Here is a 23,055-nt window from a genome sequence, read left to right as displayed (position 1 = left end):
AGTCCGAGACCGGAGGCAGTCCGCGAGGGGCAACGCCCCAGGACCTCTGTCCCTGCACGCGTCGCGGAGCGAGAAATACCGTGAGGCATGCCGAGACCTCGACACCGCCTGACCCCCTCGTTGCTCCTCGTCGTCGCCGCGCTCGTCCTCGCCTCGGGCGGGGTGGGCTACGCCGCCGGGCAGATCACCTCGAGCGACATCAAGGACGACACGGTCCAGAGTCGCGACATCCGCGACGGCACGATCGCAGGCCGCGACGTCGCTCCCGGGTCGATCCCGCGCGATCGACTGAACACCCGATGCGCCACCGGGGAGTCCAAGGCGTTCGGGGGCTGTGTCCGTCGCGTCGCCACCGGCCCGACGAGCCACCAGTCCGCGGTCGACGACTGCAACCGGCGCGGCGGCCGGCTCCCGACCATCGCCGAGCTCCGGTGGATCGCGACGCACGACGAGTACACGTGGGCGGACGGGAACCTCAGTCAGTACGAGTTCAGCGGAGACTTCACGACGGAGTACCCGCACACGCCCATCGCCCTCGACAGCTTTGGCTTCAGCGTCACCAACGCCTCCGGCCAGTTGTTCTGGCACCACTGCGTCACGTCCTGAGCCGCTGCCCGCGTGGCCGGGGAGGACTGGACCCCGGCCACGAGGGGTAGACAGACGCCATGCGCATCCTCTTCACCGGTGGCAGCGGCAAGGCCGGCAAGCACGTCGCGCCCTACCTCGCCGAGCAGGGTCACCAGGTCACCAACGCCGACCTCGTCCCCCTCAAGCACCCCCACGTCAACGACCTCCGCGTCGACCTCACGAACGCCGGGGAGGTCTACTCCGCCCTCGCGGGCACGGCCTCCTTCGACGAGCTGGAGCTGGACGAGAAGCCGTCGTACGACGCCGTCGTCCACTTCGCCGCCATCCCGGCGATCCTCGTGACCAGTGACGCCACGACGTACGCCACCAACACGGTCAGCACCTACAACGTGCTCGAGGCCGCCACCCGCCTGGGGATCAAGAAGGTCATCTTCGCGTCCTCGGAGACGACGTACGGCGTCTGCTTCGCGCAGGGCGAGCGCAAGCCGCTCTACGTCCCCGTCGACGAGGAGCACCCAACGGTCCCGGAGGACTCCTACGCGACGTCGAAGGTGGCCAACGAGGTGACGGCGCGCTCCTTCCAGCGCCGCACGGGCGCCGACGTCTACGGCCTGCGGATCAACAACGTCATCGAGCCCCACGAGTACGCCGAGATGTTCCCGCCGTTCCTGACCGACCCGTCCCTGCGGCGGCGCAACATCTTCGCCTACATCGACGTGCGCGACCTGGGCCAGATGGTCCAGCGCTGCCTGGAGACCGACGGCCTCGGCTACCAGGTGTTCAACGTCGCCAACGCCGACATGTCCGTGACCGCGACGACGAGCGAGGTCATCGAGCGGTTCTACGACGGCGTCGAGGTGCGCCGGGAGATGGGGCGCGACGAGACGTTCTACGCCATCGACAAGGCGCGTGAGCTGGTGGGTTTCGACCCGCAGCACTCGTGGCGCGACGTCCTCGACGACCCCGGCACCGGACGGGCGTGACCCGTGCCGCTCCCCGCGATCATCTTCGGATCCGCCTTCGCGTTGCTCGCCCTGGCGATGGTCCTCGTCGTCGTCCGCTCGGTGCGTCGCACCCAGCGCGGCAAGGCCGCCATCGAGGAGCGTGGCTTCCAGCGCCTGCCCGACGACAGCTTCGAGGCGCTCAGCGGCTGGGAGGGCTGGCCCTTCGCCCGCGCGATCCGGCCCGGCGGCAGAATCCGTGACGCGGTCGTCGGCGAGCACCAGGGCGTGCGGTTCATGAGCCTGCGGTGGACGCAGCAGGAGCCGGACCCCGGCGAGGGGCAGACCGACTCCGAGAGCTACAACATCGTCGCGATCGCCGTCGAGCAGGACTTCCCGCGTCTGTCGGTGGTGCGCGGCAACCACAAGATGGGCCGCGAGCAGCTCACCGCCAACGTGCCGGAGTTCGAGGTCGGCGACGGCCGCTTCGACCGGCGCTGGCAGACGGTGGGCGACCCGGCCTTCGGCCAGGCTCTCCTGACCGAGCAGGTCCGCGCCGCCATCGACGACCTCGGCTTCGGCTTCGCCTTCCAGCCCGGGTGGGTCACGCGCGTCACCCCGTGGCGGTTCTGGTCGGGCGAGGACCAGATGTTCGAGGAGCTCGAGAAGGCTGCCGCCCCGTGGCGCCACGTGCCGCCCGAGGTCTGGCAGCGCTACGGCGGAGCGCCCCGGTTCCTCGAGGCGCTCGGCCGGAGCACCACGAGCAGCTGAGCGGTGCCGACCACCCCGAGCGAACGCGACGTCAGCGAGGCCTACGACCGTCTCGCCCCGCAGTACGCCGAGCTCTTCGCCGACGTCCGTCGGGCACACCCGGCCGACCGGGCTGCGTACGGCGAGCTCGCCCGGCTAGTGCTCGACGACGGCGGCGTCCGGGTCGGTGACCTCGGCTGCGGGCCCGGCCACTGGGCGGCGCACCTCGCGGACCAGGGCCTCGACGTCGTCGCCGTCGACCTCTCTCCGGTCTTCGTGACGATGGCCCGCCTGGCGCACCCCGACCTCGACGTCCAGGTCGGCTCGCTGTCCGACCTCCCCTTCGACGACGAGACGCTCGACGGCGCCGCCTGCTGGTTCTCCCTCATCCACACGCCGCCGGAGGACCTCGGCACGGTGCTCGCCGAGGTGGCGCGGGTGCTCGTGCCCGGCGGGCGTCTGCTCGTCGGCTTCAAGGCGGACCAGGACGGAGAGCGCGGCGAGGTCGTCGCCTACGACCACCGCGTCGTGACCGGATACCTGTGGCCCACCGACGAGCTGGTCGCCCGGCTGCACGACGCGGGCCTGGAGGAGACCCACCGGCGCGTCCGCGAGCCGGGTCCCGACGAGCGCTTCCTCCACGGGGCGCTGCTGCTGCGCAAGCACGGCCTCGGCGACGACTGACGGTGACGCACCCAGGTCAGGGAGCAGCGGGCAGGTCGCCGAAGCTGACGTCGTTGCCGTCGGGGTCGTGGAAGGTGGCGTGCCGCACGCCGTTGTCGTAGGTCTCGCGCTTCGTCGGCTCGACGCCCCGCGACGCGGCCGCGGCGAGGAACGCCTCCAGGTCGTCGACGAACACCGTCACCCGCGCGAAACCCGCGCCCTCGGACGACCGCTCGAGGAAGAGCGAGCCGCCCTCGTTGAGGTCCCAGACCAGCTCGGTGTCGTTGGGGGCGAAGTCGGCCGCCCGGCCGAGCAGTCGCTCGAACCAGGCCGCCGAGGCCTCGAGGTCGGAGACGCGGATGCCCGCGAAGACGTGCCGCACGTCGACGTACCTGCCCTCAGGAGGCGATGTCGGCCGAGTTGTCCCGCCCCCGCGCGATGTCGCGCTCGCGCCCGACCGCGCGCCGGTCGACGAACGTCGCCGCCTGCTTGTCCAGCGCGGACAGGAACTGGGCCAGGTCGTCGCGGGCCTGCTCGCCGACGGGGCCGAAGTCGGAGCGGTCGAAGACCTTCCAGTGCCGCAGGATCGGCATGATCACCTCGTCGTGGTGCAGGCGCAGGTCGTAGATCCCGGCCTTGGCGATGATCATCGAGCTGCGCCGGAAGCCGGCCATGGTCGCGCCGGGCATCTCGAAGCCGATGACCTCGTCGGCGATCGCCCGCATCGTCTCGTCGGGGGCGATCTCGAGCGCCGCCGCGACGATGTTGCGGTAGAAGACCATGTGCAGGTTCTCGTCCTTGGAGATCCGCGCCAGCATCTTGTCGGCGATCGGGTCGCCGGTCACCTTGCCGGTGTTGCGGTGCGAGACCCGCGTGGCCAGCTCCTGGAAGGACACGTAGGTCACGGCCTCCAGCGCGGTCTTGTCGCCGGAGTCGTAGCCGGAGGTCATGTAGTCCATCCGCGCCCGCTCGAGCTCGACCGGGTCGACACCGCGGGTGACGACGAGGTAGTCGCGCATCGCGATGCCGTGCCGGTTCTCCTCCGCGGTCCAACGGCCCACCCAGGTGCCCCAGGCGCCGTCCCGCCCGAAGCGGGTGGCGATCTCGCGGTGGTAGGAGGGCAGGTTGTCCTCGGTGAGCAGGTTGGTGAACATCGCGGCCTTGGCGGTCTCCGACAGCTGCGACTGCTCGGGTGAGTAGTCCTCACCGCCGAGGAAGGCGAAGTCGCGCCCCTGGCTCCACGGGACGTAGTCGTGGGGGTGCCACTCCTGGGCCAGGCCCAGGTGGCGGTCGAGGTTCTCGGCCACGACGGGCTCGAGCTGCTCGAGCAGGTTGGTCGGTGTGTCCGGCATGTGCGGCTCCTCGGGTCGGGCCCCTCCTCCACCGTACGCCGCCGCCGACGGGCCCGTCAGGAGCCGAGGTCCATCCCGCCGGAGTAGCCGGCGCCGCCACGCTCCTCCCGCTCCTTGCCGCAGCGCGCGCAACGCAGGAAGTAGCCGTCGGGGCTGTCGGGGTAGCGAATGCGGACGTACTTGTGGGTGATCACCCAGCACTTCCAGCGCTGGGCCGGGTCCCCGACGATCGCTCCCTGCATGCCCCCTATCGTGCCCCATCGGGCGCGACGGTCGCGACGGCCGCGAAGTGCTCCACGACCGGGAACGGGTCGTAGAACTCGTGCAGCAGCGCCTTCCAACGGGCGTACTCCGGCGAGCCGCGGAACCCCTCCGTGTGGTCCTCCAGGGAGTCCCACGCGACGAGCAGGAGGTACGTCGAGGGCGACTCGATCCCCCGGCTGACCGTCAGGCCGCCGAACCCGGGCATGCCGGCGATGATCGGGAGGGCGTCGTCGAGCGCACGCTCGAACTCCTCCTCGCGGCCGGGGACGACGGGCAGCAGGGCGTGCTCGGTGATCACCGGGTCAGTGTCCTCCAGCGTGGTCCGTCCACCAGGGTGCCGGGCTCACACCCGCGGGCCAGCGGGCTCACAGGGAACTGTCAGGTCGCCCGGGCACAGTCGGTGCATGAGCCCCCTGACCACCCCGCCGCGCGAGCCCGGGACCGTCGTCCGCCCGGAGCCCGTCGGGGGTGGCCGGGCCCGGACCGTCGCGGCGTGGGCCACCGCCCTGGTCGCGGCCGCCTCGGTCGGCGGCGTCTACCTGCTCGCGGTGCTGACGCCCACCGGTCAGCACGTCGACGACCGGCTCATGACCTGGGCGGCGACGACCGTCGAGGACACCGGCTGGGCCGCCCGGCTCCTCGGCGAGGTCGGCCAGGTGCCGCTGCTGCTGCTCGTGACCGGGGCCGTCGCCGCGCTCGCCGGCGCCGTGCACGGACCCTGGCGCGCGGTCGTGGTGGCGGCGGTGGCGGCGACGACGGTGGTGGTCTCGCAGGTGCTCAAGGCCGGTCTCGAGCGGCCCTCGCTGCTCGACGCCACGATGATGAACTCGTTCCCCAGCGGGCACGTCGCCGCGGTCGCGGGTGTCGCGGCCGCACTCGTGCTCGCCGTGCCGCGGGTGCTGCGCGCGCCCACCCTCCTGGTCACCCTCCCGGTCGTGGGGGCGGTGGGACTCGCGACCGTGGTGCTCGCCTGGCACCGACCCAGCGACGTGGTCGCGTCGGTCCTGATCGCCGTCGCCTGTGCCGGCCTGGGCGAGGCGCTGGTGCCGTCGCGGCGCCGACCGGCCAGGACGGCTCCTGCCCTCTAGGGTGACCGGGTGCAGGTGACCCGGCTGACGACGTACCCGGTGAAGTCGATGGCGGGGACCCGCACCGACCACGCGGTCGTCACGCCGCAGGGGCTGCACGAGGACCGGCGGTGGGCCCTGGTCGACCCGGACGGGCGCCCGGTCACGGCGCGCGAGTGCCACGCCCTGCTCGGCGTCACGGCTGAGCCCACCGGCGACGGTGCGGTCAGGCTCGTCACGCGCGAGGGGGCGGAGTGCCTTCTGCCGACCGTCGCTCCCGACGCCCCCACCGTGGAGGTCGGCTTCAGCCGGGTGAGCCGGCTGGCTCTCGGCGACGCGGGTGCGAGCACGTGGCTGTCGGACCTCGTGGGTCGTCCGCTGCGGTTCGTGCGGCTGGCCGACCCGTCCGCTCGCGAGATCGGCGCCTCCCACGGCGGGCGGCCCGGGGAGTCGATGAGCCTGGCCGACGCCGGACCGATTCTTCTTGTCAGTCAGACATCAGTGCAGCGTTTGCGGGACTGGGTGCTCGAGGAGTCCCAGGAGGAGTGGCTCGACCCGGAGGAGGCCGTGGAGAGGTTCCGCCCCAACGTCGTCGTCGACGGGGAGGAGCCGTTCGCCGAGGACGGCTGGCAGCGCCTGCGCATCGGCGGCACGACGTACCGGCAGGGCGAGCTCTGTGACCGGTGCGTGATGACGACCATCGCGCTGGACAGCCTCGAGACCACCGCCGAGCCGATCCGCACCCTCGCGCGGCACCGGAGGTGGGACGCGACGACCTGGTTCGGCGTCCGTCTCGTCCCGGAGCTGGGCGCCGAGGGCCCGGCCGCCGAGGTGCGCGTGGGCGACACGGTGGCGCCGCTGTGAGGGCCGGGTGACCAGGACCCTGGTCGTCGGCGCCGCCCTGCTGCGCGACGGCACGGTCCTCGCTGCACGGCGTACCTCCCCGCCGGCGGCCGCCGGACGCTGGGAGCTCCCCGGTGGGAAGGTCGAGCCCGGGGAGTCGCCGGAGGCCGCCGTCGTGCGCGAGCTGCGCGAGGAGCTGGGGGTTGAGGCGCGCGTGGTGGGGTGGCTCGCGGGTGAGCAGCCCATCGGGGACAGCCTCCTGCTGCGGGTGGCGGTGTGCGCCACCGACGACGAGCCGCGACCGCTCGAGCACGACCGGGTGCGGGCGCTGGGCGCCGACGAGCTCGGCGACGTCGACTGGCTGGAGCCGGACCGCCCCTTCCTGCCCGAGCTGCGCCGGCGGCTGCTCGCGGGAGAGGCGCCCGAGGCCTAGCCTGAGTCGATGGCGCACACGACCCGAGGCTTCCCCGTCCCACCGCCCGTGCTCGGCCTGGCCGCCGCCCTGGCCCAGCGGGCCCTCGTGCCCCGGCCTCGCCCCTCGGCGCCACGCCGTGCCGTGGCGGTCGCTGTCGCGGCCGCGTCGGCCGGGCTCGCGGGCTCCGCAGCCGGTGGCTTCCGCCGCCGCGGCACGACCGTGAACCCGATCAGGCTCGGTGAGTCCACCGAGCTCGTCGTCGACGGCCCGTTCGCCCACACCCGCAACCCGATGTACGTCGGCATGGCGGGCGTGCTGACGGCACACGCGGTGTGGCGCGGGCGTCCGGCCGCCGCCCTGCCGCTGCTGGCCTGGGTGGCCGTCATCGACAACCTGCAGATCCCGCCCGAGGAGGCGTCGATGGCCGAGCTCTTCGGCGACCGCTACGCCTCCTACCGCTCCACCGTGCCGCGGTGGGTCGGGCCCGTGCGTTGACGTTCCGCAAGGCCGATCCCACCGCACCCCCCGGCTACTTCGCCTGGGAGGCGGCCGGGCTGGAGTGGCTGCGCGCCGCCGACGGGGCGCGCGTCGTCGAGGTCGACGCACGCTCGGACGGGCACCTCGACCTCGAACGGCTCGTCCCGGTGTCCCCGACCCGGGAAGCTGCCCGTTCGTTCGGTCGTGCCCTGGCCGCCACCCACGACGCCGGCGCCGACGCCTGGGGGAGCCCGCCCGCGGGATGGACCGGTGCCGGGTTCTTCGGACCGCTGTCCCAGCCGCTCCCGCTGCCGCTCGGGGCCTGGGCCACCTGGGGTGCCTTCTCCGCCGAGGCGCGGCTGGCGCCGATGGTGGCGCGGTGCCGTGACGCCGGGCTGTACGACGCCGGGGAGGTCGTCGTCCTGGAGCGGCTCGTGCAGCGGGTCGCCGGCGGGGAGCTGGACACCGACGACCGCCCGGCACGCATCCACGGCGACCTGTGGTCGGGCAACGTGATGTGGACCGCGGACGGGGTGGTGCTCATCGACCCGGCCGCCCACGGCGGGCACCGCGAGACCGACCTGGCGCTGCTGGCGCTCTTCGGGGCGCCGCACCTCGACGCGCTGCTGGCCGGCTACGACGAGGCGCACCCACCGGCCGCCGGGCGGTCCGAGCGGGTGGGGGTGCACCAGCTGCACTGCCTGCTCGTGCACGCCGTGCTGTTCGGTGGGGGATACGGGGCGCAGGCCTACGGGATCGCGCGTCGGTGGGCGTGACCACGACGGATCGGGTGGTGCGCAAGGGCCCTTTGGACCCTGGCGCGTGACCGTTCGGTCTCCCTAACGTTAGGCCGTCACACCACCAATGTGCTGATCCACCCGGGGGGGAACTCGGGAGGCGGCACCGAGCAAGGGGATCTCATGAACCGTACGATCTCGCGCCTCGGCGCGACCGCGGCGGCCTCGTTGGCCGTCTTCGCCTTCGCCACGCCGGCCGCCCACGCGGGGAAGCCGACGTTCAACGACAACACCGACTGTGGCAACTACTGCCCCAACCCGGGTTTCCCATCGGGCAACGGCCAGGGCAAGGCGCCTCACCTCGCCGGCTCGCAGGGCAACGCCGACGACAAGAACCCGCCGGGCCAGGCGCCTGACGAGTCCGACGGCAACCAGGGGTACGAGTGCGACGGCAACCAGGGAATCGCCCTGGGCAACCCCGCACACTCGGCGTGCGAGCCCTACACGCCGCCGCCGCCGCCGCCGAGCTGACCGAGCGGTTCGACCGACGGGCGCATCCTCCTGGCGGGGGGTGCGCCCGTCGGTGTCTCAGCCGAGGCTGCAGCCGTCTCTCAGCCGACGTCGCAGCTGACGTCCCCGCCCGTGTCCCAGCCGGCGGCTCCGGAGTCTCGTCCGGCGTCCCCGTCGGCGTCTCACCCTGCGGTGGTGACCCTGCCGCAGACCCGGTCGAGCATGGTCTGGGCGGCGTTGGAGGTCGCGGTGGAGACCGGGAACGGCACGGTCACGCGCCGGTCCCCGACGACGAGGCCGAGCTCGAAGTCGAACGGCGCCGTCGCCTGGCCGCGGGCGTGCTCGTCGCATCGGTTGCCGGGCAGGATGCGCACGGTCGTGCGGCCGCCGGCCTCGCCGGGAGCGACCCGCAGCGGAGCGTCCAGCGCCAGGTCGTAGAGCACGCTGCCGTCGACCCGGCGCACCTCGAGCGGCTCGTCGCCGGAGCGCCGTGTCAGGACCAGGGTGCTCGCGGTCGAGGCGTCGTCGCCGACGCCCTCCTGGCTCCACCCGCCCTCGAAGTCCACCGACAGCGCTTCGGCGACCAGCCGGGCGTCGCACTGCGTGCGCCAGAGCCGGCGCAGGTAGTCCTGGCTGAGGTCCTTCAGCGGCACCACCACCCGGCCGGTGCTGGTGTCGAGGACACCGGCGGCGGGCTCGGGGGAGCGGTCGTCGCACACCGGCTCCGGCAGCGTCGTCCGCAGGTCGAGCGTCTGCCCGGGCGCGACGGTCGCGTCGTTGGGCACGGCGAAGGCCGGGCCGTACCCCGCCCAGTCGAGACCGACCGCCGTCACCAGCAGCGGCTCGTCGCCGTCGTTGGTGACGCGCAGCAGCGCCTGGTCGGTGCCCTCCTCCGGGATCAGCTGCGTCAGCCCCAGGGTCAGGCGCGGCGCCCGGACCGCGGAGGTCTCGTCGGACGCCTCCTGCGTCGTGCACCCGGCAGAGGTCAGCAGCACGACGAGCACCAGCGCGGTGACCAGGTGTCGCCCGCCCAGCCGCTCGCCCAGCCGCCCGCCCAGCCCCACGTCGTACCCGCCTCAGCCGTGCGCGGTGTCCGAGAGGGGCGACGTGGTCAGCGACCGCGTCGCCAGCTGGTGGGCGGCGTGCTGGAAGCTCTCGACGATCGAGTCCAGGGTCAGCGTCCGCAGCGCCCCCAGGGCCTGCTCGAGCTCACGCGCCTCGTCGCGCGACATGGCAGCCACGTCGTAGCCGGCCAGCACGTCGTCGAGGATGCCCTGCAGCTCGTCGGCCAGCTCACCCATGTGACGGCGTACGGCGCGGTCCGCGGCCCGGATGCCGGCGACCGGCATGCCCACGTCGAGCAGCTCGACGGCGAGCCGCAGCACCGGCAGGGCCTGGAAGTCGCGACCGACCCGGCGCAGCGCCCCGACGTCGACCAGCCACGCGACGTCGTCCTCGCTCAGCGGGCGGCCGGCACGCTCGGCGAGCTCCTCGGCCCGCACGTCCTCGCGCCGGCTGGGCCGCCACGCGGTGAGCACGGCGCGCTGGACCGAGAGCTCGGCCGGCGTCGCGCTCTCGGCGACGTTGGCGAGGTAGCGCTCGATCGCCGACAGCGTGAAGCCGTGGTCCTGCAGGGCCCGCACCAGCTCGAGGCGGGCGAGGTGGCTGGGACCGTAGAAGGCGACCCGTCCGCGGCGTACCGGCGGGGGCAGCAGGCCCAGGCTCGCGTAGTAGCGGGTGTTGCGGACCGTCAGGCCCGTCGCGGCGGCGAGCTCGTCGACGGTGAGCGTGTGCTCCTCCGTGCCATCCGCGGCCTCGCGCTCGGTCACCGGACTTCCTCCTGCTGTGGTGTTCCCCACGGACTCTAACAGTATTACTGTCAGGGTCTTAGGCTCCGCAGCACAGCCCCGACCCACCACCACAGCCGAGGACGGTCCATGAAGCTCTCCACCCCGTTGATGTACGACGGCAACCCCCGCAACGCCGCCGACCAGGTCGTGGCGTGGGAGAAGGCCGGCCTCGACACCGTCTGGGTCGCGGAGGCCTACGGCTTCGACTCGCCGACGCTCATGGGCTACCTCGCGGCGAAGACCGAGACCGTCGAGATCGGCTCGGCCATCCTCAACATCTACTCGCGCACGCCCGCGCTGATCGCGCAGACCGCCGCCGGTCTCGACAACATCTCCGGCGGCCGCGCGATCCTCGGCCTCGGTGCCTCCGGCCCCCAGGTCATCGAGGGCTGGCACGGCCTGCCCTACGAGAAGCCGCTGGGCCGCACCCGGGAGGTCGTCGACCTCGTCCGCCGGGCGCTCAAGCGCGAGAAGCTCGAGAACGACGGCATCATCAAGCTGCCGCTGCCCGAGGGGCAGGGCACCGGTCTCGGCAAGCCGCTCAAGATGCTCACCAAGCCCGAGCGCGACACCATCCCGATCTGGATCGCCTCGCTGGGGCAGAAGAACGTCGCCGCCACCGCCGAGTACGCCGACGGCTGGCTGCCGCACCTCTACGCTCCCGAGCTGGCCGAGAAGGTGTGGGGCGACTCGCTCGCCACCGGAGCGGCGAAGCGCTCGGCCGAGCTGGGCCCGCTGCAGATCGCGGCCGGCGGCATGGTGTCGATCGGTGAGGACGTCAAGGGCATGCTCGACTTCGCCCGTCCGATGTTCGCGCTCTACATCGGCGGCATGGGCGCCAAGGGCAAGAACTTCTACAACGACCTGTGCGTGCAGTACGGCTACGAGAAGGAGGCCGAGCTCATCCAGGACCTCTACCTCGACGGCAAGAAGGACGAGGCGGCGGCCGCCGTACCGGAGGACCTGCTGGAGATGTGCAACCTCGTGGGACCGGAGTCCTACATCAAGGAGCGCATCGCGGCCTTCCAGGCCTCCGGCGTCACGCACCTGAACGTCGTCCCGGCCAGCGAGGACCCCGCGAAGACGATCTCGCAGCTCAAGGAGTGGATCAGCTGATGACCGCAGCGACGCAGGAGAAGCGCGACCTGTTCACCGAGGAGCACGAGTCGTTCCGCCAGACCGTGCGCACCTTCATGGAGCGCGAGGTCGTGCCCCACCACAAGCAGTGGGAGGCCGACGGCGTCGTCTCCCGCGAGGTGTGGCGCAAGGCCGGCGAGCAGGGCCTGCTCTGCTTCGACGTCGCCGAGGAGTACGGCGGCGCCGGCGTCAGCGACTTCCGCTACAACCAGGTGATGGCCGAGGAGTCGGCCCGGGCCGGAGCCAGCGGGCCCGGCTTCATCGTCCACACCGACATCATCGTCCCCTACCTCTCGTCGCTCGGGACCGAGGAGCAGAAGCAGCGCTGGCTGCCCGGTTGCGTCAGCGGCGAGCTCATCACGGCCATCGCGATGACCGAGCCGGGCGCCGGCAGCGACCTGCAGGGCATCCGCACCACCGCGGTCGACAAGGGCGACCACTACGTGGTGAACGGGTCGAAGACCTTCATCAGCAACGGCATCCTGTCCGACCTCGTCGTCGTGGTCGTGCGCACCGACCCGGAGGCCGGCCACCAGGGCATCAGCCTGCTCGTCGTCGAGCGCGGCATGGAGGGCTTCGAGCGCGGCCGCAACCTCGAGAAGGTCGGCCTCAAGGCCCAGGACACCGCCGAGCTGTTCTTCGACAACGTGGTGGTGCCCAAGGAGAACCTGCTCGGCGAGGAGGGCCAGGGGTTCATCTACCTGATGATGAACCTGCCGCAGGAGCGGCTCTCGATCGCGATGATGGCGGCCGCGGCCTGCCAGCAGGTGCTCGCCATGTCGATGGCCTACGCCAAGGAGCGCACCGCCTTCGGCAAGCCGATCGGCGTCTTCCAGCACAACCGGTTCCTCATTGCGGAGATGGCCACCGAGACCGAGGTCTGCCAGGTGTACGTCGACGACTGCGTGCGTCGGCACAACGAGGGCCGGCTCGACGCCGTGGGGGCGGCCATGGCGAAGTGGTGGACCACCGAGCTCCAGACCAAGATCGTCGACCGCGGCGTGCAGCTGCACGGCGGCTACGGCTACATGCTGGAGTACCCCATCGCGCAGGCGTTCCTCGACAGCCGAATCCAGACGATCTACGGGGGCACCACCGAGATCCAGAAGGAGATCATCGGGCGGTCCCTGGGGTTCTGAGACCCCGTCCCGGGCCCCACGGGACCAGTCGCCCGATCCGGGCGGACCCGAAGGTCCTGAACTGACCTGTGCCCTAGGTCCTGAATATGCCCGGGCCCGGCATCTTCCCTGGAAACGTCCCGTGTGCGCGCACCATCATGGGAACCCAGGGGACGAGGGAAGGGACCAAGGTCGTGGAGATCGCGCAGTACCACAAGATGCGTCGGGCGGTGCAGGTCAACGCCAGCCCTGGGTCGGCCCAGGAGCTCCGCGCCGTGCAGTCCGACCTGCGCACCGCGCTCGCCTCCGTCGGCCTCTTCGAGGAGGTGGAGGTCGAGTACACCGACGACCTCGACCAGCTCGTCATCGCGATGTTCACGTTCCCCGAGCAGCTCTCGCGCAGCGAGGTCGCCCGGCGCCTCGAGCTCATGTGGGAGGACCGCCTGCGCTACCCGTTCTGGGAGGCCCACTCGTTGCTCGTCGACAAGGACCAGATCGAGTTCCAGGGCGCCACCCGCGCCGGCAGCAACGGCCACTACGTCACCGTCCACATCGTCGCCCAGCAGGCGCGGGTCCCCGCGCAGCGCGTCGCCGCCGACTGAGCCGGTGCCGTGTCGGTTTCACTAGGTACCTAGTGAAACCGGCGCTTCCCGCACGAAACTTCGCTCGGGAAGCGCCAGGATCACTAGGTACCTAGTGAAACCGACAACCCGGCAGAAGGGGTGGGGTGGGTGAAACCGGGTGGAGCGGCTCAGAGGTGGAGGGCCACGGCGAGGCGGTGGCCCGGGTACTCGGTGGCGGTCCACAGCTCGCCCCGCTCCGGCCAGGACGTCAGGTCCTCCGGCCCCACCGGTACGGCGCTCCGCCGCCGCTCGAGCGCGCCCGGCGCACCGACCCACAGGTGCCCGCGCCGGTAGCGACCGTCGCTGGCGGTGACCGCGAGCCGACCGTCGGGCAGCCACACCGCACCCTGCATGCGATCGACCCCGTCGGCGACGTGGGTCGAGGCCGCCACCCCGGACGGGTCGGTGACCGGAGCGCCCGTCGCGTCGAGGTCGAAGACGACCAGGCGCCGGGTGCCGCCGCCCGCGTCGTACTCCCCGGCGAGGAGCGCCGTCCTGCCGTCGAGCCCGCGCGCCAGGGAGAGGAACGAGTAGCGCATCGCCGGCGGGGTCGCGGCCTCCCCGTCCGAGGGCTCCGGCGGGCCGAGCACGTGGTGCAGCGGCAGGGCGTAGCCGTGCCCGAACCCGGCCAGCCCGTCACCGTCCTCGTGGCGCCCGAGACGATCCGGTGGTGCGGGGGACACGCGCACGACGTCGTCGAGGCGGAAGGCCAGGACGCCGCGGCGGGTGGCGGCGACGTAGAGCCAGGGCCCGTGCCACACCACCCCGCCGGCGTGCGCCTTCACCGGGCGCAGGTCGACGGCGCCGGTGTCGTCGCGCACGGCGCGGACCAGCAGCACGTGCCGGTAGCGCACCCGGTCGGGGTCGCCGAGGTCGGCCACCGTGATGCGGGAGCCCTTGTCCAGCCCGCCGACCTTCTTGGCGTAGGACGTGGTCAGCAGCACCGGCGGCCCGGGCCAGGGGTCACCTCGGGGCAGGCGCGCCTCGGACGAGGAGGTGACGCCCTGGGGCCACCACCGGCGGCTGCGCTGGTCGGCCTCGTCCCACGCGAAGGCGTGGCTCACCGCCGACCCCGGCCCCCAGGCCGGCTCGGCGACGCGGTTGAGGTGCCCGAGCACGCCCGTGAGGCCGACGCGGCCGCCGCTGGCCTCGACGAGCGCGTCGATGGCGTCGTCGGCCGCGAGGCCCGGGACCAGGGTCGGTGCGCTGCGGGACGGGCTCGTCATCGTCGACCTCCTCCTGCCGCGGGCGCGGGGCCGCGGCGCTGCTCCTACAGTGACCCTATGGAGTCCCCCGAGCAGCGGCTGCTGCTGGTGCACGCGCACCCCGACGACGAGTCGATCAACAATGGCGCCACCATGGCGCGCTACGTCGCGGAGGGGCGCGGTGTCACGCTCGTGACCTGCACCCTCGGCGAGGAGGGGGAGGTGCTGGTCCCCGACCTCGCCCACCTGGCCGCCGACAAGGAGGACGGGCTCGGCGCCCACCGCGTCGGCGAGCTCGAGGCGGCGATGAAGGAGGTCGGCGTCACCGACCACCGCTTCCTCGGAGGCCCCGGCCACTACCGCGACTCCGGCATGGAGTGGGACGAGACCGGCCACGCCAAGCCGGCCGAGACCGACCGCACGGACATCTTCTGGCGCGCGGACCTGACCGAGGCGGCTCATCTGCTGGTCGAGGTCATCCGCGAGGTGCGCCCGCAGGTCCTCGTCACCTACGACGAGTTCGGCAATTATGGTCACCCGGACCATATCCAGGCCCACCGTGTCGCGATGTACGCCGCACAGCTCGCGGCAGTGCCCCACTACCGTCTCGACCTGGGCGAGCCCTGGGACGTCGCGAAGATCTACTGGACGGCGATGTCGCTGTCCAAGATGCGCGAGGGCGCACGCATGATGAAGGAGAACGGGATCGAGAACCCGTTCTCCGACATGGACTACGACAACCCGCCGCGGTTCATGGTCCCCGACGAGGCGATCGCCTGCGAGGTCGACGGCACGGCGTACGCCGAGCAGAAGATGGCCGCCATGGCCGCCCACGCGACGCAGATCGAGGTCGACGGGCCGTTCTTCGCGCTGTCGAACAACCTCGGCAACCAGGTCTGGGGCACCGAGGTCTACCGGCTGGCGAAGGGCACGAAGGGCCCGGTCGACGAGCGTGGCTGGGAGAGCGACCTCTTCGCCGGTCTGTGACGCCCGGCCCGGCGGCCGGGTGAGCGCCAGGTCGGGACCGTTCGGCTGAGAGCGTCGGGCGGCGTACGTCGGCGGGTGTTCGTACCCTGGACCCCGTGACCTCCGGACCGACATCGTGGCTCGACGACCGCGCCGACGACCCTGACCGCCCCGACGACGCCGACGACGCGCGGGAGCAGGAGCGCGAGCGGTCACGGCGGCGACGGGACCGACGGATCCTCGTGTGGCTCACGGTGGCCGTGGCGGTGATCGTGGGCGGCTTCTACCTCGCCGGCTACGTGCTGGCCAGCGACCGGCTGCCGCGCGCCACGACCGTGGCCGGCGTCGACGTGGGAGGGCTCAAGCCCCAGGCCGCGGCGGCGGAGCTGCGTCGCGGGCTCGCCGACGCGCAGCGCCGCCCGCTGGTGGTGGCCGCCTCCGACCGTGAGTTCGCCCTGGACCCCGAGGAGGTGGGGCTCGAGGTCGATGCCGCTGCCTCCGTCGAGCAGGTCCCGGTGGGCCGCAGCTGGCACCCGGCCGACATCTGGGAGTCGTTCGTCGGGGGCGAGGACTACGACCCCGTCGTGGTGACGATCGACGACCTCCTCGAGCAGCGGCTCGAGGAGGTGGCCGGTCGCGTCGACGTCGCGCCGGTCGAGGGCGACGTGGAGTTCGGCGACGGACGGGCGCGCCCGGTCTACCCCGAGCCGGGTCGGCGCCTCGACGTGTCGGCGGCGGTCGCGCAGGTGGTGGCGTCGTTCCCGACCCGCGAGGTGGTGCCGCTGCCCGTGCGCAACGCGCGGCCCGAGCTCTCCGCGCGGCAGGTCAGCGAGGCCATGCGCGACTTCGCGAACCCCGCGATGTCCGCGTCGGTCGTCTACAGCTTCGGGCCCCGGGACGTCACGGTCCGCCCGGCCCAGTTCGCCGACGCGCTCTCCATGGAGGTCGACGACGGCGAGCTCGTGCCGCGGGTCGACGAGGACCGGCTGCTGCGGCTCTTCGGCCCCGCGACCCGGTCGGTGGCGCGCGAGCCGGTGGACGCGACCGTCGCGATCCGCGACGGGCGGCCCGAGGTCGTGCCCGGACGTCGTGGCGCGACCATCGACCGCGACCGCATCGTCGAGGTCCTGCCCGATCTCCTCACCGGCACCGGAGCCGACCGACGCGCCCGCATCGACCCGCGTCCCGTCGACCCGGCGATCAGCACCGCGGAGGCCCGCGACTGGCAGATCCGCGAGAAGGTCTCGGAGTTCCCGACCTACTACCCGCACGAGGACTACCGCAACACCAACATCGGCCGGGCGGCGGAGCTGATCGACGGCACCGTGCTGGCGCCGGGCGACACCTTCAGCCTCAACGAGACGGTCGGCGAGCGCACCCGGGCGAACGGCTTCACCGAGGGCTTCATCATCAGCGACGGCGTCTTCAAGTCCGAGCTCGGCGGCGGGGTCAGCCAGGTGGCCACCACGACGTACAACGCGGCGTTCTTCGCCGGGCTCGAGGACGTCGAGCACAAGCCGCACTCGTTCTACATCGACCGCTACCCGATGGGGCGCGAGGCCACCGTCGCGTTCCCGGTGGTCGACCTGAAGTTCCGCAACGACACCGACTACGGGGTGCTCATCCAGGCCATCCACAGCCCGAGCGCTCCCGGCGGCACCGGCGGGCTGACGGTGCGGATGTGGTCGACCAAGGTGTGGGACATCGAGTCGGTCACCAGCGGGCAGTACGACTTCACCTCGCCCGACACCCGCTACGGCAGCGGCGAGGACTGCGTGCCCAACGAGGGGTACGGCGGCTTCACCGTCGACGTCACCCGGATCTTCCGCGAGCCCGGCTCGTCGGAGGTCGTGAAGCGCGAGAAGGACACGACCGTCTACACGCCCTCGGACACCGTCATCTGCGAGTGAGCCCGCCCGGCGAGCGTCGCTCCGAGCGGAGCGACGTACTCGGGGGTCAGTCCGGCAGGCGCAGGTAGCGGTAGGCGTGGTGGGTGACGAACCCGAACCGCTGGTAGAGCGCCAGCCCGGCGGCGTTGTCCGCGCGGACCTGGAGGTACGCCGTGCTCGCGCCCCGCTCGGCCGCCCACGGCATCAGCGCGCCCACCACCGACCGGGCCAGCCCGCCGCGGCGCCGCTCGGGGTCGACCCACACGTCGGTGAGGCCGACCCAGTCGTCGCTGTCGGGCATCGCCGCCCGGGCCCGCGCCACGACCGCGCCGTCGACCTCGAGCGTCACGAACGCCACGTGGTCCGGCCCCTCCAGCACCGCCCGCGACGCCTCCGGCCGCTCGCGGGCCCGCTCGTCGGTCGCCAGCCACCCGTCGGTCATCTCCTCTCGGACGAACATCTCGTTCACAAGAACGTTCAGATCCCCGTCCACGCCGTCACGGGGAGGGTCTGAACGTTCTTGTGAACGGAATTCGCGCGCCTGACGGACGGCCTGGGCGACCGAGGCGACCTGCAGCAGCGAGTCGGCCTCACCGGGGCGGGCCTGGTGCCACCCCTCGGCGTCGGCGCGCAGGTCCTCGGGGGAGCCGACGACGACCTGCGCCCACGCCGGCAGGTCGCGCTCGGCGTAGAACGCCCGTGCCCGCGCCACGGCCTCGTCCCAGGGCATCCCCGGGTCGCCGGTGAGGAACACCGAGTTGGCCCGGGCGCTGAAGCCCCCCGACGCCCGCAGCACCCAGTCGCCGAGCGGCTCGGCCTCGACGGCCGGCCACGAGCCCAGCGCCCTCCGGGCGGCCACCTCGGCCGGCACCCGGTGGCGCACCGACGCCCGCGGCGGCACTGCCTTGCCCGAGACCAGCGTCGACCGGTCGACCCGGACGACTGAGCCGTCCTCGCGCCGCACCGTCAGCGCGTCGTCCTCCCAGCTCTCCAGCACCCCGAGCACGTCGGTCATCGCCGGCCCGCCGCTCGGGCCGGTCTCGCCGGGCAGCACGCGCCGTACGACGACGCGCAGCCCCAGGCAGGCGGGCCCGAGGGCGGTCGGCAGGGGCACGGGGTCCTTCTTCGGGAAGCGTGGGAGCGGGACGTCGGGCGACGCGGAGCGAGACTTCGGGAGGGCGCCGCGTCAACGGCGCGTGTGGATACTAGGCTGTCGGAGCCAGCATCTCCGCCCGTGACTGCCACGGGCGCACCCGTCGAGGAGGAACCAGGTGACCTACGTCATCGCCGAGCCCTGTGTGGACCTGAAGGACCGCGCCTGTGTCGACGAGTGTCCTGTCGACTGCATCTACGAGGGCTCGCGCATGCTCTACATCCACCCCGACGAGTGCGTGGACTGCGGAGCCTGCGAGCCCGTCTGCCCGGTGGAGGCCATCTACTACGAGGACGACACCCCGGAGCAGTGGAAGGACTACTACAAGGCCAACGTGGAGTTCTTCGACGACCTCGGCTCTCCCGGCGGCGCCGCCAAGATGGGCGTCATCGAGAAGGACCACCCCGTCGTCGCCGCGCTGCCCCCGCAGGAGCACGACGAGTGACCTCGGGGTCCTCGAACGACTCGACCGTGCCGTCTCCCGGGGCTCCCCGGTGGGCGGCACGTCCGGTTTCCGGGCGGCTCCCCGACTTCCCCTGGGACGCGCTGGTCCCGATGGGCGATCGCGCTCGGGCGCACCCCGACGGCATCGTCGACCTCTCGGTCGGCACCCCGGTCGACCCGACCCCGGCCGTCGTGCGTCAGGCGCTCGCCGACGCCTCCGACTCCCCGGGCTACCCCCTCACCATCGGCACGCCGGCCCTGCGCGCCTCGATCGTCGGCTGGCTCGAGCGGCGCGCCGGGGCGGTCGGCCTCGAGCCGCGCCAAGTACTGCCGAGCGTCGGCTCCAAGGAGCTGATCGCCGGCCTGGCGACCCACCTGGGGCTCGGCCCCGGTGACCTCGTGGTCGCCCCGCGGCTGGCCTACCCGACGTACACCGTGGGCGCCGCGCTCGCCGGGGCCCGCGTCGTGGCCGCCGACGCGCTGACCAGCCTCGGTCCGGAGAGCCCGACCCTGGTGTGGATCAACTCGCCGTCGAACCCGACCGGTCAGGTCCTCCCCGTCGAGCACCTGCGCAAGGTCGTGGCGTGGTGCCGCGAGCGCGGGGCGCTGCTGGTCTCCGACGAGTGCTACCTCGAGAGCGGCTGGGACGCCGAGCCGGTCTCGGTGCTGCACCCCGACGTCTGCGACGGCGACGTCACCGGGATCCTCACCGTGCACTCGCTGTCGAAGCGGTCGAACCTGGCCGGCTACCGCTGCGCCTTCGTCGCCGGCGATCCCACGGTCGTCGCGGAGCTGACGGCGGTGCGCAAGAACCTGGGGCTCATGCTGCCCGGTCCGATGCAGGTCGCGATGGCTGCCGCCCTCGACGACGACGCCCACGTCGCGGAGCAGCGCGAGCGCTACGCGGCACGGCGTACGGCGCTGCGCGACGCGCTGCTGGGCGCCGGCTTCACCGTCGACCACTCGCAGGGAGCGCTCTACCTGTGGGCGACGCGCGACGAGCCCTGCTGGGACACGGTCGCCTGGCTGGCCGACCGCGGCATCCTCGTCGCGCCCGGCGACTTCTACGGCACCGCCGGGACCCGCCACGTGCGCGTCGCGATCACCGCGACCGACGAGCGCGTCGGCGCCGCGGTCGCGCGGCTGGGCCGGCCCGCCTGAGGCTCAGGCGGTGCGTGCGCCCGGCATCGGGCGCACGACCGTCTCCTCGCGGTACGGCGTGCGCGCGATCGGCGCCCGCAGGGGCGACTCGGAGGCGACGCTGACGGCGGCGACGCGCTCGAGGCGCACCACCGAGTGGTGGCCCTGAGCCGTCTCGAGCACGACCCCGAGGCTGTCGACGGCGGCGATGCTGCCGTCGAGCCAGGCCCCCTCGACCAGCAACCGCACCGGGTGTCCGTGCTCGGCGGCCCGGTCCAGGGCCATCCCCATCGTGTAGAGCATCGACGTCTGCATGTCTCGTCCCCTCCTGGTGGCCGCGCCCCCGCGGCACGTCCTCAGGATGGCGCAACCGACAGTCGTGACGAAAGCGGACAAACCCGATTCCGGACCAAGGTCCCGCCAAGTCTGACCGATCGGGTGCCCGGCCGGAGGTGCCTCAGGCGGTCCGCGGGCCGGGCATGGGACGCGCCTCGGGCGCCGCCGGTGCCCGCGAGATCGACGTGCGGAACGGCGACTCCGCGTGCACCTTCACCGCTGCCACCCGGTCGACGCGGATGACGGTGTGGTCGCCGTCGTTGCCCTCCAGGACGACCCCCATGCTGTCGACGGCGGCGATCTGGCCGTCGACCCACGAGCCCTCCACGAGGATGCTCACCGGGTGCCCGCCGTCCGCCGCCCGGTCGAGCGCCATGCCCATCGTGTACATCATCGAGGTCGATCCCATGTCTGCTCCTCTTGCCTGCCGGCCCACGTCCGGCGTCCCCCGCCGAGCACCCCACCCGACTGACGACAGTGTGGGGCTCGGGAGCCGCCCAGGGCGAGGGGGCAGGTGCCGATCCGGGGAAGGTCAGGACCGACGGGGGGCGAAGGTCCCGCCCTCAGCAGCCGTCAGCCGCCCTCGACCACGTCGAGGTGGACGTGGTCGCGGTGCTCGAGGATCACGCGGGTGGCCGGCGCCGTCGAGGACTCGACCGGGGCGTCGTAGTCGCGCCAGCCCTGCTCGGAGCGCAGCCCGCTGGACCAGATGCGGTCGTCGAAGATGACGTGGTCGACGCCGAGGCGCTCGGCGTTCGCGACGAGGTACTGCGCGACGGCCCACCCGCGTCGCAGGTTCGCGTCGTTCACCGGCCGGAAGAAGACGTCGACGGCGCGGCCGGCGTAGTGCGCCGAGCCCTCCATGTGCCCGGTGGTGACGCCCTCGGGCGAGAACCCCCCGAGTGGCAGCTCTCCGAAGACCCGCTCCACGTCGACCACCGCGGCCTCGGCGCGCGCGGTGAGGCCACGCTCGCCCGGCTCCTCGGCCTCCAGGTCACCGTGGCGCACCACGCACGAGAACGCCCCGGGGCTGTAGCCGGTCAGGGCAGACGCCAGCGCGCGCGCCCCCTCGGCGTGCTCCTCGTAGGCTTCGGGGAAGCCCGAGCGCTGCACCGCCTGGGCGGCCTCGGTGATCCGCATGTCCTCGTAGCCCTCGATCTCCACCAGCCCGTCGTAGAAGGCGTTCGTGGCGTAGACCGGGTCGCTGATCTGCTCGGCGCTGCCCCAGCCCTGCGAGGGCCGCTGCTGGAACAGCCCGAGGGAATCGCGGTCGCCGCCCTCGAGGTTCTCCAGCTTGCTCTCCTGGAACGCCGTCGCGAGTGCGATGGAGACCGCGCGGGCCGGCAAACCTCGCCGTACGCCGATGCCGGCGATGAGGCTGGCGTTCTCGGCCTGCTCGCCGCTCAGCTCCGCGGTGACGTCGCCGACCTCGGCGCGGCACACCTCGGAGTCCGGGAACGGCCCCGCCCCCAGGCGTACGGCGAGCGCGACCCCCAGCACGACCACCACGACGACGGCGAGCAGCGGCAGCAGGACCCGGCCGTTCTCCCGCGCGTCGCCCGACCTCCCGGCGTCGGGGTCAGTCGTTGGCATGCAGGGCGGCATTGAGGGCGATGCCGTCGCCCTTCCACGGCACGGCCTCGACCGCGCCGGTGGTGGAGTTGCGTCGGAACAGCACGTTGCTCGCGCCCGAGAGCTCCCGCGCCTTGGCGACGCGGGTGCCGTCGCCCTCGTGGACGAGCACCTTGGTGCCGGCGGTGACGTAGAGGCCGGCCTCGACGACGCAGTCGTCACCGAGGGTGATGCCGAGGCCGGCGTTGGCGCCGAGCAGGCACCGCTCGCCGACCGAGATGACCTGGGTGCCGCCGCCCGAGAGCGTGCCCATGATCGAGGAGCCCCCGCCGACGTCGGAGCCGTCGCCGACGACGACGCCGGCGCTGATGCGGCCCTCGACCATGGAGGAGCCCAACGTGCCGGCGTTGAAGTTCACGAAGCCCTCGTGCATGACGGTGGTGCCGGAGGCCAGGTGGGCGCCGAGCCGGACCCGGTCGGCGTCGGCGACGCGGACGCCGGAGGGCAGCACGTAGTCGGTCATCCGGGGGAACTTGTCGACCCCCAGCACGGTCACGTGGTGGCCGGCGGCCCGCAGCCGCAGCCGGGTCTGCTCGAAGCCCTCGACGGCGCAGGGACCCACGCTCGTCCACACCACGTTGGTCAGCAGCCCGAAGACGCCGTCCAGGTTGACGCCGTGGGGGCGCACGAGCCGGTGGCTCAGCAGGTGCAGGCGCAGCCACGCGTCGACGGTGTCGGTCGGCGGCGACTGGAGGTCGGTGACGTGGACCTCGACGACCTCGCGGACGACGCCGCGCACTTCGTCCTCGCCGGCCAGCGACGCGAGCTCGGCCGGTGCTGCGTGGCCCGCCGCGGGGGCGCCCAGCGCCGGGGCGGGGAACCACGCGTCGAGCACGGTGCCCTCGCCTCCGGCGACCCGGGTGACGAGGGCGGATCCGTGGGCCTCGACGGCGGGCGTGGACGACGTCGACGAGGGCGTGGCGGACGGGCCGGAGGAGGGGGTGCTCACGGGGGC

29 protein-coding genes are annotated in these 23,055 nt (G+C 72.8%); 17 read left to right on the top strand and 12 right to left on the bottom strand.

The genetic code is table 11. The features are described from left to right. Positions 1-87: 87 nt before the first annotated feature. Genes G7072_RS14995 through G7072_RS14980 form a run of 4 tightly spaced genes read left to right on the top strand, consistent with a single transcriptional unit; the run spans position 88 to position 2,963 of the window. A complete protein-coding gene (locus tag G7072_RS14995) occupies positions 88-606 on the top strand; it encodes a hypothetical protein (RefSeq protein ID WP_166087729.1) in 519 nt (172 codons plus the stop codon). 59 nt (positions 607-665) lie between these two features. After that, entirely contained in the window at positions 666-1,571 is a 906-nt protein-coding gene (locus G7072_RS14990) for an NAD(P)-dependent oxidoreductase (protein WP_166087727.1), read from the top strand. A 3-nt stretch (positions 1,572-1,574) separates the two neighbouring features. Next, positions 1,575-2,300 (top strand): hypothetical protein, encoded by a 726-nt coding sequence (locus tag G7072_RS14985; RefSeq protein WP_166087725.1) that lies wholly within the window; start codon positions 1,575-1,577, stop codon positions 2,298-2,300. A gap of 3 nt (positions 2,301-2,303) precedes the next feature. Continuing rightward, positions 2,304-2,963 carry a class I SAM-dependent methyltransferase gene (locus G7072_RS14980; protein ID WP_166087723.1) on the top strand — a complete coding sequence of 220 codons (660 nt, stop codon included), beginning with the start codon at positions 2,304-2,306 and terminating at the stop codon, positions 2,961-2,963. A 16-nt stretch (positions 2,964-2,979) separates the two neighbouring features. On the opposite strand, the gene G7072_RS14975 is transcribed toward G7072_RS14980, so the two are convergent. Genes G7072_RS14975 through G7072_RS14960 form a run of 4 tightly spaced genes read right to left on the bottom strand, consistent with a single transcriptional unit; the run spans position 2,980 to position 4,856 of the window. Continuing rightward, the gene (locus tag G7072_RS14975; protein WP_166087721.1) at positions 2,980-3,324 is read right to left on the bottom strand and encodes a VOC family protein; all 345 of its coding nucleotides are present in this window, start codon (positions 3,322-3,324) and stop codon (positions 2,980-2,982) included. 16 nt (positions 3,325-3,340) lie between these two features. Beyond that, positions 3,341-4,294 (bottom strand): acyl-ACP desaturase, encoded by a 954-nt coding sequence (locus G7072_RS14970; protein WP_166087719.1) that lies wholly within the window; start codon positions 4,292-4,294, stop codon positions 3,341-3,343. Between the two features lie 56 nt (positions 4,295-4,350). Further along, positions 4,351-4,536: a hypothetical protein gene (locus G7072_RS14965; protein WP_166087717.1), complete on the bottom strand. Its 186-nt coding sequence runs from the start codon at positions 4,534-4,536 to the stop codon at positions 4,351-4,353. Between the two features lie 5 nt (positions 4,537-4,541). Further along, on the bottom strand, positions 4,542-4,856 hold the full coding sequence (locus G7072_RS14960) for an antibiotic biosynthesis monooxygenase (RefSeq protein WP_166087715.1): 315 nt from the start codon (positions 4,854-4,856) through the stop codon (positions 4,542-4,544). Between the two features lie 106 nt (positions 4,857-4,962). Between G7072_RS14960 and G7072_RS14955 the strand changes: the two genes are divergently transcribed. The 6 genes from G7072_RS14955 (at position 4,963) to G7072_RS14930 (ending at position 8,628) form a co-directional block, all read left to right on the top strand. Further along, complete coding sequence (locus G7072_RS14955; protein WP_166087713.1) at positions 4,963-5,646, top strand: phosphatase PAP2 family protein; 684 nt, start codon at positions 4,963-4,965, stop codon at positions 5,644-5,646. 9 nt (positions 5,647-5,655) lie between these two features. Further along, positions 5,656-6,489 (top strand): MOSC N-terminal beta barrel domain-containing protein, encoded by an 834-nt coding sequence (locus tag G7072_RS14950; protein WP_166087711.1) that lies wholly within the window; start codon positions 5,656-5,658, stop codon positions 6,487-6,489. 7 nt (positions 6,490-6,496) lie between these two features. Beyond that, a complete protein-coding gene (locus G7072_RS14945) occupies positions 6,497-6,901 on the top strand; it encodes an NUDIX domain-containing protein (protein ID WP_166087709.1) in 405 nt (134 codons plus the stop codon). 9 nt (positions 6,902-6,910) lie between these two features. Next, the gene (locus tag G7072_RS14940; RefSeq protein ID WP_166087707.1) at positions 6,911-7,378 is read left to right on the top strand and encodes an isoprenylcysteine carboxylmethyltransferase family protein; all 468 of its coding nucleotides are present in this window, start codon (positions 6,911-6,913) and stop codon (positions 7,376-7,378) included. Beyond that, entirely contained in the window at positions 7,357-8,136 is a 780-nt protein-coding gene (locus tag G7072_RS14935; protein WP_240916973.1) for a fructosamine kinase family protein, read from the top strand. The genes G7072_RS14940 and G7072_RS14935 overlap by 22 nt, the downstream gene beginning before the upstream one ends. Before the next feature lie 144 nt (positions 8,137-8,280). Continuing rightward, the gene (locus G7072_RS14930) at positions 8,281-8,628 is read left to right on the top strand and encodes a hypothetical protein (protein WP_166087705.1); all 348 of its coding nucleotides are present in this window, start codon (positions 8,281-8,283) and stop codon (positions 8,626-8,628) included. A gap of 161 nt (positions 8,629-8,789) precedes the next feature. Here the strand turns inward: G7072_RS14930 and G7072_RS14925 are convergent, their stop codons facing one another. Then, entirely contained in the window at positions 8,790-9,671 is an 882-nt protein-coding gene (locus G7072_RS14925; protein WP_166087703.1) for a hypothetical protein, read from the bottom strand. Between the two features lie 12 nt (positions 9,672-9,683). After that, positions 9,684-10,436, bottom strand: a complete 753-nt coding sequence (locus tag G7072_RS19830; protein WP_206063151.1) for a MerR family transcriptional regulator — start codon at positions 10,434-10,436, stop codon at positions 9,684-9,686. 108 nt (positions 10,437-10,544) lie between these two features. On the opposite strand from G7072_RS19830, the gene G7072_RS14915 reads away from it, so the two are divergent. The 3 genes from G7072_RS14915 (at position 10,545) to G7072_RS14905 (ending at position 13,314) form a co-directional block, all read left to right on the top strand. Continuing rightward, positions 10,545-11,573, top strand: coding sequence for an LLM class F420-dependent oxidoreductase (locus tag G7072_RS14915; RefSeq protein WP_166087701.1), 1,029 nt, complete (start codon positions 10,545-10,547; stop codon positions 11,571-11,573). Continuing rightward, a complete protein-coding gene (locus G7072_RS14910) occupies positions 11,573-12,733 on the top strand; it encodes an acyl-CoA dehydrogenase family protein (protein ID WP_166087699.1) in 1,161 nt (386 codons plus the stop codon). The genes G7072_RS14915 and G7072_RS14910 overlap by 1 nt, the downstream gene beginning before the upstream one ends. Before the next feature lie 173 nt (positions 12,734-12,906). Beyond that, entirely contained in the window at positions 12,907-13,314 is a 408-nt protein-coding gene (locus tag G7072_RS14905) for a hypothetical protein (protein WP_166087696.1), read from the top strand. A 149-nt stretch (positions 13,315-13,463) separates the two neighbouring features. Here the strand turns inward: G7072_RS14905 and G7072_RS14900 are convergent, their stop codons facing one another. Next, positions 13,464-14,561, bottom strand: coding sequence for a hypothetical protein (locus tag G7072_RS14900; RefSeq protein WP_166087694.1), 1,098 nt, complete (start codon positions 14,559-14,561; stop codon positions 13,464-13,466). Between the two features lie 57 nt (positions 14,562-14,618). Here G7072_RS14900 and mshB point away from each other — a divergent pair, with 57 nt between their 5' ends. Together mshB and G7072_RS14890 are read left to right on the top strand one after the other, a co-directional pair. Then, a complete protein-coding gene (gene mshB, locus G7072_RS14895; RefSeq protein ID WP_166087692.1) occupies positions 14,619-15,527 on the top strand; it encodes an N-acetyl-1-D-myo-inositol-2-amino-2-deoxy-alpha-D-glucopyranoside deacetylase in 909 nt (302 codons plus the stop codon). A gap of 95 nt (positions 15,528-15,622) precedes the next feature. Further along, entirely contained in the window at positions 15,623-17,416 is a 1,794-nt protein-coding gene (locus G7072_RS14890; protein WP_166087690.1) for a VanW family protein, read from the top strand. 46 nt (positions 17,417-17,462) lie between these two features. Here G7072_RS14890 and G7072_RS14885 read toward each other — a convergent pair whose 3' ends face one another. Beyond that, positions 17,463-18,509, bottom strand: coding sequence for a GNAT family N-acetyltransferase (locus G7072_RS14885; protein WP_166087687.1), 1,047 nt, complete (start codon positions 18,507-18,509; stop codon positions 17,463-17,465). A gap of 157 nt (positions 18,510-18,666) precedes the next feature. Here G7072_RS14885 and fdxA point away from each other — a divergent pair, with 157 nt between their 5' ends. Both fdxA and dapC read left to right on the top strand, forming a co-directional pair. Then, positions 18,667-18,993: a ferredoxin gene (gene fdxA, locus G7072_RS19825; protein ID WP_206063149.1), complete on the top strand. Its 327-nt coding sequence runs from the start codon at positions 18,667-18,669 to the stop codon at positions 18,991-18,993. A 26-nt stretch (positions 18,994-19,019) separates the two neighbouring features. After that, positions 19,020-20,153, top strand: coding sequence for a succinyldiaminopimelate transaminase (gene dapC, locus G7072_RS14880; protein WP_277343375.1), 1,134 nt, complete (start codon positions 19,020-19,022; stop codon positions 20,151-20,153). A 3-nt stretch (positions 20,154-20,156) separates the two neighbouring features. Here the strand turns inward: dapC and G7072_RS14875 are convergent, their stop codons facing one another. The 4 genes from G7072_RS14875 to dapD all read right to left on the bottom strand — a co-directional run bounded on the left by G7072_RS14875 (position 20,157) and on the right by dapD (position 22,935). Next, the gene (locus G7072_RS14875; RefSeq protein WP_166087683.1) at positions 20,157-20,447 is read right to left on the bottom strand and encodes a hypothetical protein; all 291 of its coding nucleotides are present in this window, start codon (positions 20,445-20,447) and stop codon (positions 20,157-20,159) included. 142 nt (positions 20,448-20,589) lie between these two features. Further along, positions 20,590-20,877 (bottom strand): hypothetical protein, encoded by a 288-nt coding sequence (locus G7072_RS14870; protein ID WP_166087681.1) that lies wholly within the window; start codon positions 20,875-20,877, stop codon positions 20,590-20,592. A 164-nt stretch (positions 20,878-21,041) separates the two neighbouring features. Beyond that, positions 21,042-22,061: a hypothetical protein gene (locus G7072_RS14865; RefSeq protein WP_206063146.1), complete on the bottom strand. Its 1,020-nt coding sequence runs from the start codon at positions 22,059-22,061 to the stop codon at positions 21,042-21,044. Then, the gene (gene dapD / locus G7072_RS14860) at positions 22,048-22,935 is read right to left on the bottom strand and encodes a 2,3,4,5-tetrahydropyridine-2,6-dicarboxylate N-succinyltransferase (RefSeq protein ID WP_240917294.1); all 888 of its coding nucleotides are present in this window, start codon (positions 22,933-22,935) and stop codon (positions 22,048-22,050) included. The genes G7072_RS14865 and dapD overlap by 14 nt, the downstream gene beginning before the upstream one ends. Between the last annotated feature and the right edge of the window lie 120 nt (positions 22,936-23,055).

It is taken from the genome of Nocardioides sp. HDW12B (assembly GCF_011299595.1).
In the GTDB taxonomy this organism is placed as follows: Bacteria; Actinomycetota; Actinomycetes; order Propionibacteriales; family Nocardioidaceae; genus Marmoricola_A.
The sequence above is the reverse complement of the archived record's forward strand: the minus strand, read 5'-3'. Positions and strand labels throughout refer to the sequence as shown.